The 7,318-nt window shown below is 72.1% G+C and carries 9 protein-coding genes; 3 read left to right on the top strand and 6 right to left on the bottom strand.

From position 1 onward, the window contains the following. A partial coding sequence (locus tag AC2W7A_RS07350) for a CT398-like coiled coil hairpin domain-containing protein (protein ID WP_485990779.1) occupies window positions 1-442 on the bottom strand: 442 nt, incomplete at its 3' end. Continuing rightward, window positions 439-1,302: a Nif3-like dinuclear metal center hexameric protein gene (locus AC2W7A_RS07345; protein WP_485990778.1), complete on the bottom strand. Its 864-nt coding sequence runs from the start codon at window positions 1,300-1,302 to the stop codon at window positions 439-441. The genes AC2W7A_RS07345 and AC2W7A_RS07350, both read right to left, overlap by 4 nt. 63 nt (window positions 1,303-1,365) lie before the next feature. On the opposite strand from AC2W7A_RS07345, the gene msrA reads away from it, so the two are divergent. The 3 genes from msrA to epsC all read left to right on the top strand — a co-directional run bounded on the left by msrA (window position 1,366) and on the right by epsC (window position 3,681). Continuing rightward, complete coding sequence (gene msrA / locus AC2W7A_RS07340) at window positions 1,366-1,944, top strand: peptide-methionine (S)-S-oxide reductase MsrA (RefSeq protein WP_485990777.1); 579 nt, start codon at window positions 1,366-1,368, stop codon at window positions 1,942-1,944. A gap of 70 nt (window positions 1,945-2,014) precedes the next feature. Further along, window positions 2,015-2,947: a cysteine synthase A gene (cysK, locus tag AC2W7A_RS07335; RefSeq protein WP_485990776.1), complete on the top strand. Its 933-nt coding sequence runs from the start codon at window positions 2,015-2,017 to the stop codon at window positions 2,945-2,947. Between the two features lie 146 nt (window positions 2,948-3,093). After that, complete coding sequence (epsC, locus tag AC2W7A_RS07330; RefSeq protein ID WP_485990775.1) at window positions 3,094-3,681, top strand: serine O-acetyltransferase EpsC; 588 nt, start codon at window positions 3,094-3,096, stop codon at window positions 3,679-3,681. 98 nt (window positions 3,682-3,779) lie between these two features. On the opposite strand, the gene AC2W7A_RS07325 is transcribed toward epsC, so the two are convergent. From AC2W7A_RS07325 to AC2W7A_RS07310, 4 genes are all read right to left on the bottom strand, one after another. After that, the gene (locus AC2W7A_RS07325) at window positions 3,780-4,325 is read right to left on the bottom strand and encodes a hypothetical protein (protein ID WP_485990774.1); all 546 of its coding nucleotides are present in this window, start codon (window positions 4,323-4,325) and stop codon (window positions 3,780-3,782) included. Then, on the bottom strand, window positions 4,280-4,810 hold the full coding sequence (locus AC2W7A_RS07320; RefSeq protein ID WP_485990773.1) for a M14 family zinc carboxypeptidase: 531 nt from the start codon (window positions 4,808-4,810) through the stop codon (window positions 4,280-4,282). The genes AC2W7A_RS07325 and AC2W7A_RS07320 overlap by 46 nt, the downstream gene beginning before the upstream one ends. A 128-nt stretch (window positions 4,811-4,938) precedes the next feature. Next, a complete protein-coding gene (gndA, locus tag AC2W7A_RS07315; RefSeq protein ID WP_485990772.1) occupies window positions 4,939-6,447 on the bottom strand; it encodes an NADP-dependent phosphogluconate dehydrogenase in 1,509 nt (502 codons plus the stop codon). A 67-nt stretch (window positions 6,448-6,514) separates the two neighbouring features. Then, a partial coding sequence (locus tag AC2W7A_RS07310) for an SGNH/GDSL hydrolase family protein (protein WP_485990771.1) occupies window positions 6,515-7,318 on the bottom strand: 804 nt, incomplete at its 5' end.

The following is a 7,318-nucleotide window of genomic DNA, read 5'->3' as shown; positions in this document are numbered from 1 at the left end:
CGGACGCCTCGACCGCGGCCTTGCGCTCCTGCACGGCGGTGACCCTGTCCGCCGCGGCGTCGGCGGCCCGCATGGCCGCGAGCGCGGCCTGGTCGTGCTCGGTGAGGAGCCCCTCGAGGGTCTGCTCCTCATGCATCATCGCCTCGAGCTCCTTGTGGGAGCCGCCGCCGGCGTGCAGGCGGTTGCGGGTGCGGTCCCGGTGCGTGCGGGTGGAGGCCGCCTTCTCGGAGGCCTCGGCGGCGTCCCGGTCGGCCTCGCGCCGCGCCGACTCGGCGGCGGCCAGCTGCTTGGTGAGGTCCGCGACGTCCTTCTTGGCCTGCGCGAACTCGGCGTCTGTGCGCAGCCGGTCCAGGGCGGTCTTGGCACGGTCGATCTCCGTGTCCAGCTCCTGGAGGTCCAGCAGGGCCTGCCGCTGGGCGGCGGTGGCGGTGAGCGTGCTCATGACGGGTTCCTTCCGACGAGGATGAAATCCCAGGGGTCGGTGACCAGCGAGGACACGGCCATCTCGACCTCGTAGCCGTCCTCGGCGAGCCGGCGCTCCAGCGCCTGGGCGCCGGCGGGCAGCCACAGCCACTCGCTGGCGAAGTGGGAGACGTCCACGAGGTGGGGGCGCCCGTCGCCGAGCAGTGCGGCCTCCCGCGCCTCGGAGGCGGGATGGTGGCGCAGGTCTGCGGTGACGTAGACGTCCGCGTCGGCGGCCCGGACGGCGTCGAAGAGGCTGTCCCCTGCGCCGCCGCAGACGGCTACGGTCCTCACGAGGGCCTGGGGGTCCCCGGCCACGCGGATGCCGGAGGCCACGGACGGCATGTTCACGTGCACACGCTCGGCGAAGGCCTGGAGGGTCATCGGCTTCTCCAGCTCGCCGACGCGGCCGATGCCCTCCTCCTCGGTGCCCGAGTCCGAGGGCTCGAGGGGGCAGAGGTCGGTGAGCCCCAGGATCTCTGCGATGACGTCCGAGACGCCGCCCACTGCGGAGTCCGCGTTGGTGTGGGCGGTGACGAGCGCGCAGCCGTTCTCGATGAGGGTGTGCACCACGTCGCCCTTGAAGCCGGTGCCGGCCACGGAGGTGACGCCGCGCAGCAGCAGCGGGTGGTGCGTGATGAGCATGTCCGCCTCGTGTTCCACGGCCTCGGCCACCACGGCGGACACCGGGTCCACCGCCCAGTGGATGCGGGCGACCGTGGCGTCCGGACGACCGACCACCAGGCCGCAGGCGTCCCAGGACTCGGCGAGCGCGCCGGGCCACAGCTCCTCCATGAGGCGGAGGACGTCGGCGACGGTGGGACGGCTGGTCTCGCTCATGGATGCCATTGTGCCGAACAGCACGTGCGGAATGAATCCGTGCCGTGCGGTGCTGTGCAGGGTGTGACTGAGAACGAGACCCCGCAGACCACCGGCGGCGACACCCCGACGCCCGACCCGCGCGAGCTCACGCTCGCCGGCGGCTGCTTCTGGTGCCTGGACGCGGTGTACCGCCGTGTGCGCGGAGTGCAGGAGGTGCTCTCCGGCTACACCGGCGGCCATGACCCGTCCCCCGACTACGAGTCCGTGTGCACCGGCAGCACGGGCCACGCGGAGGCCGTGCGCGTCCGCTACGACGCCGCCGTGGTCCCCACAGACGTGATCCTGCAAATGTTCTTCACTGTGCACGACCCGACGTCCCTGAACCGCCAGGGCCATGACGTGGGCACGCAGTACCGCTCCGCCATGTTCTACCGGGACGAGGCCGAGCGGGAGCTGTTCGCCGCTGCGATCGCCGACGCGCAGCGCCTCTACGACCGTCCGATCGTCACCACGCTGGAACCGGCCGGCCCGTGGTTCGACGCGGAGACGGTCCACCAGGGCTTCTACGACGCCCAGCCGTTCAACGGGTACTGCCGCGTGGTGATCGACCCGAAGATCGCGAAGGCCCGCGAACACTACGCCGTGTGGCTGGAGCGCTGAGGCCGTCCCGCCGCACTGGCTAGCCTGAGACGCAGACATCCCCTGACCCCACATCCCCGGGAGGAACACCGTGACCATCCTGAACAACATCACCGAGGCCGTCGGCCGCACCCCGCTGGTCCGCCTGAACCGCATGTCCGAGGGCCTGCCGGGCACCGTGGCCGTGAAGCTGGAGTTCTACAACCCGGCCAACTCCGTGAAGGACCGCATCGGCCGCGCCATCGTGGACGCCGCCGAGGCCTCCGGCGAGCTGAAGCCCGGCGGCACGATCGTGGAGGGCACCTCCGGCAACACCGGCATCGCGCTGGCCATGGTCGGCGCCGCCCGCGGCTACCGCGTCATCCTCACCATGCCGGAGACCATGTCCACCGAGCGCCGCGTGATGCTGCGCGCCTACGGCGCGGAGATCGTCCTCACCCCGGGCTCGGACGGCATGCGCGGTGCCGTGGAGCGCGCCCAGCAGATCGTCTCCGAGACCGAGAACTCCATCTGGGCGCGTCAGTTCGCCAACCAGGCCAACGTGCAGGCGCACTACACCACCACCGGCCCGGAGATCTGGGAGGACACCGAGGGCGAGGTCGACGTGTTCGTCTCCGGCGTCGGCACCGGCGGCACCATCACGGGTGCCGGCCGTTACCTGCGCGAGCAGAAGAAGGACGTCAAGCTCATCGCCGTGGAGCCGTCCGACTCTCCGATCCTCTCCGGTGGCCAGCCGGGCCCGCACAAGATCCAGGGCCTGGGCGCGAACTTCGTCCCGGACATCCTGGACCGCGAGATCTACGACGAGGTCTACGCCGCCACCCTCGAGGAGTCGGTGTCCACCGCCCGCGACCTGGGCACCAAGGAGGGTATCCTCGGCGGCATCTCCTCCGGCGCAATCGTCTCGGCCGCCCTGAAGGAGGCCGCCAAGCCGGAGAACGAGGGCAAGCTGATCGTGGCCGTCGTGTGCGACTTCGGCGAGCGCTACATCTCCACCGTCCTGTTCGAGGACATCCGCGGCTGACGCCGTAGCCTGGTGCTCCCTCGACGTCGGCGCCCCCCGCCTGCCAGGTGGGCGCCGGCCGTCCGCCCCCGGTTCCCCTCCCCGTGCACTCCCCCCCCCCGCTCCGGGCCCCGTGGTCCGCAGCACCGCAGCGAAAGGTGACCGCCGTGGGACTCTTCTCCCGCCTCAAGGAGGACATCGAGGCCGTCCGCAGCCATGACCCGGCCGCACGGGGCGACCTCGAGGTCGCCGTCGTCTATTCCGGTCTGCACGCCGTGTGGGCACACCGCGTGGCGCACCGCATGTGGCGGCACGAGCGGCTCAAGACGCCTGCGCGCGTCCTGTCCCAGGTCTCCCGCGCCCTCACGGGCATCGAGATCCACCCGGGTGCGACCATCGGCCGCCGCTTCTTCATCGACCACGGCATGGGCGTGGTCATCGGCGAGACCGCCGAGATCGGCGACGACGTGATGCTCTACCACGGCGTCACGCTCGGCGGCCGCTCCCTGGAGAAGGTCAAGCGCCATCCCACCCTCGGCGACGGCGTGGTGGTCGGCGCCGGAGCGAAGATCCTCGGCCCCGTCGAGGTCGGCGCGGGCACCGCGGTGGGCGCGAACGCCGTGCTGGTCAAGGACACCCCACCGGACTCGATCGCCACCGGCATCCCGGCGGGCATCCGCCACCGGGACGAGCGGACCGAGAAGGAGCCGGCCGTGGACCCCGCCGAGTACGTGGACCCGGCCATGTACATCTGAGGACCTCCGGGACCCGACGCCGGCCGGGCGCCTTCCCGTGGAAGGTGCCCGGCCGTCGTCGTGCCGGTGCCGTCAGGCCCACAGGGTCGGACGGGACGTCAGGCGCGGATGATGCCGCCCCAGTCGGTGTAGTAGTACTCCACGGGTGCGTGCGGGATCTGCTCCCAGAGCTCAGGGTCCAGGGCCTGCACGGAGCCGTCGGCCATGCCCTCCAGCAGTGCCATGGTGCCCACGACGTTCTGGCGAACGAGCCTTCCGCGGGCCTTCTGGCCGATGCTGCCGTCGCGGGTGTTGCCGTAGGTCTCGAAGAAGATGGCCGGATTCCGGTGACCGGACGGGTTGAGTCCGTTCCAGTCCAAGCCCATCATCATGGCCGAGACCACACCGCCGTGGATGTCGATCACGTAGCCCTCGCCGACGTCGTAGCGGTCCACGGCGATGTGGCCGTAGTCCTTCGTCTCGAGCCACACGTGGGAGGCCATCTGGCGGGAAAGCACGTCGTAGGCGCCGTCCAGGATGCCCGGCAGGGTCGGGCCACCCGGTGCCAGGGAGATGCCGAGCGAGAGGGTGATGTCCTCGCCGGTGCCGTAGGCCTGCTTCAGGCCTTGGTGGTGGATGTCCAGGCACCAGTCCGGCTTGACCATGGTCCAGTACTCGTACCAGGCACGGGACTCACGGGGGCGAAGCCGGTGGGGCTCCAGTCCCGGTTGAGGTCCACGGTGCGCTCGCGGCCGCGGGCGTCCCGCAGCGGGGCGTCCGCCTCACGGTCCCAGAGCGTGGTGGTGCGGGTGTTCATCTCCGATCCGTCCGGGTTGTACATCGGGATGACGTGGAGCGTGTACTCCCCCCGGGCCCGGCGGGCCTCCTGCGAGTTCGTGGCGCCGACGGCACGGACGACCTCCACGAGGGTGTCCAGCCCGTAGGGCTCGTCGCCGTGGATGCGGCCCTGCAGCCACACGTGGGTGGGGCCGTGGCCGACGATCGCCACATGCAGGTCGCGGGCCTGCTCCGAGTGGGCCTCGGCGGTGCCGACCTCGGCGAAGGTGGTGAGGCGCACGTGGCCGCCGGAGGTGCGGACGAGCTTCTCCAGCTCGCGGAGCATGTCCGCGCGGTTCCGGATGGCGCCCATGGGGGTCCTGTCGCCGGGCGTGGGCATGGTGCCCGCGTGCGCGGGGACGGCGAGCGCGGCGGCGAGATGCGGTCACGGCACCGTGTCGGCCACTCAATGCCCTGCGTCCGCCGGTCAGCGTCTTCGGGTCAGGACTGCACCTCGGTGCGGTCGCCGGACCACTGGGTGTGGAAGGCGCCGTCCCGGTCCGTGCGGCGGTAGGTGTGCGCGCCGAAGTAGTCGCGCTGGCCCTGGATGAGGGCGGCGGGCAGCCGCTCGGCACGCAGGCCGTCGTAGTAGGCCAGGGCGGAGGAGAACACCGGCACCGGGACGCCGGCGGCCACGGCGGTGGCCACCACGCGGCGCCAGGACGGCAGGGCCTCGGCGATCGCCTGGGTGAACTCCGGGGCGAAGAGCAGGTTGGCGGGCTGGCCCTCGGCACGGGTGCCCGGCTCCGGGTGGCGGTCCGTGTCCCGGCCGCCGAAGGCCTTCATGATCACGTCGAGCAGGTCGGCGCGGATGATGCAGCCGTCCCGCCAGAGGGAGGCGATGGTGCCCAGGTCCAGGGACCAGCCGTACTCGGCGGCCGCGGCGGAGAGCATGTCCAGGCCCTGTGCGTAGGCGACGAGCTTGGAGGCGAACAGCGCCTGGCGGACGTCCTCCACGAACGCCTCGCGGTCGGAGGGGGCCGGCTCACCGGAGGCCTCGGTGCCGGCGGCGAGCAGCTCGCGGGCCTGCGCGCGGACCTGGGGCTGGGAGGACAGGGAGCGGGCGAACACGGACTCGGCGATCGCGGCCACCGGGGAGCCCACGTCCAGGCCGGAGATGGCGGTCCACCGGCCAGTGCCCTTCTGGCCGGCCTCGTCCACGATCACGTCCACCAGCGGGGTCCCGGTCTCCGCGTCGACCTGGGAGAGCACCTCAGCGGTGATCTCGATGAGGTAGGAGGCCAGGTCCGTCTGGTTCCAGGCGGTGAACACCTGGGCCTGCTCCTCCGGCTCCATGCCGGCGACCTGGCGGAGCAGGTCGTAGGCCTCGCCGATGACCTGCATGTCCGCGTACTCGATGCCGTTGTGCACCATCTTCACGTAGTGGCCGGCGCCGTCCGTGCCGACCCAGGCGCAGCAGGGCTCTCCCTGAAAGTCCGCGGCGATCTTCTCGAGCATCGGGCCCAGGGCGGTGTAGGACTCCTTCGGGCCGCCGGGCATGATGGCCGGGCCGTTGAGGGCGCCCTCCTCGCCGCCGGAGACGCCGACGCCCACGAAGTGCAGGCCCTTCGCGGCCAGCGCGGCCTCGCGGCGGCGGGTGTCCTCGTAGTGGGAGTTGCCGGCGTCGATCACGATGTCCCCGGTCTCCAACAGCGGCACGAGCTGATCGATCACGTCGTCCACCGGCTTGCCGGCCTTCACCATGATGAGCACGCGGCGCGGGGCGGCGAGGGACTGCACGAGCTCCTCGAGGGTCTCGGTGGCCACGAACTCACCCTCGTGGCCGTGCTCGGCCACCAGCGCGTCGGTGCGGGCACGGGAGCGGTTGTGCAGGGCCACGGTGTAGCCGTTGCGGGCGAAGTTGCGGGCCAGGTTGGCGCCCATGACGGCCAGGCCGGTCACGCCGATGTCCGCGGTGCCGGTGGGGATCGTGGTGGTCGCCTCGCTCATGGTCTGCCTCTCCCGGGCGCGGCGCGCCCTGTGTCGTGGGTGGTGGTATCCGATGCCGATGACCAGACTACGCGTCGGCCCCCTCGCCGAGCGCCCGTTCCATGCCCTCGGCGAGCTTCTGGGCACCCGAGTCGGACAGGTGGAGCCCGTCCGTGGTGTCCGCCGGGTCGGCGAAGGTGTTGGACTCCTCATGCCGCACCGAGCCCCAGGGGTCCACGTAGGTCCAGCCGTGCTCCTCGGCTGCGGCACGGGTGCGCTCGTTCCAGTCCCGCACGGGGCCGGGGACGCCGCGGGTCGCATCCGTGCCGGACGGCCCCACCGCCACCACGACGACGGCCGCCTCGCCCCCGCCTCGCCGGGCCACCAGGTCCTCCACCTCGCCGACGAACTCCGCATGCGCGTCGGCCGGGTCCCCGACGACACGGAACAGGTCGTTGGTGCCGAGGAAGACGAGGATCCCGTCCGCTTCCACCGGGCCGTCCGCCAGATGCGCGGCGAGCACATCCGGCACCGTGGCGCCCCAGCGGCCGCCGGCCGCGGTCACCGCGAAACGCGCCGGGTCCATGTGGGACAGCCAGGACTGCGGGCCGAGCCGGCCGCCGGAGAAGTCCTGCGAGTCGGCCACGGTCAGGGAGTCGCCGTAGACCTCGTAGGAGGTGGCGCCCTCCGCCGGTGCCTCGAACAGCGGGGAGCGCTCCTGGCCGTTGTCGCCGGCCTCCCCGGTCCGCTTCCCCTCGCCGACGGCGGGCGGTGCGGCCGTGGCAGTGGCATCGTCCGGGGCGGATGCGACGGAGCCGTCGTCGGGAAGGGAGCAGCCGGACAGGACGAGGGCGAGCGCGGCGACGGCCGCGACCCCACGGCGGGGTGCGCG

The organism is Micrococcus sp. LASM2_SD2, from assembly GCF_057364565.1.
This window is presented reverse-complemented; position numbering and strand designations above follow the sequence as displayed.

Excerpts from the sequence above, each read along its gene's own strand:
- AC2W7A_RS07345 (WP_485990778.1), bottom strand. The coding sequence starts at position 1,302 with ATGAGCGAGACCAGCCGTCCCACCGTCGCCGACGTCCTCCGCCTCATG.
- AC2W7A_RS07325 (WP_485990774.1), bottom strand. The coding sequence starts at position 4,325 with ATGGTCAAGCCGGACTGGTGCCTGGACATCCACCACCAAGGCCTGAAG.
- AC2W7A_RS07320 (WP_485990773.1), bottom strand. The coding sequence starts at position 4,810 with ATGGGCGCCATCCGGAACCGCGCGGACATGCTCCGCGAGCTGGAGAAG.
- gndA (WP_485990772.1), bottom strand. The coding sequence starts at position 6,447 with ATGAGCGAGGCGACCACCACGATCCCCACCGGCACCGCGGACATCGGC.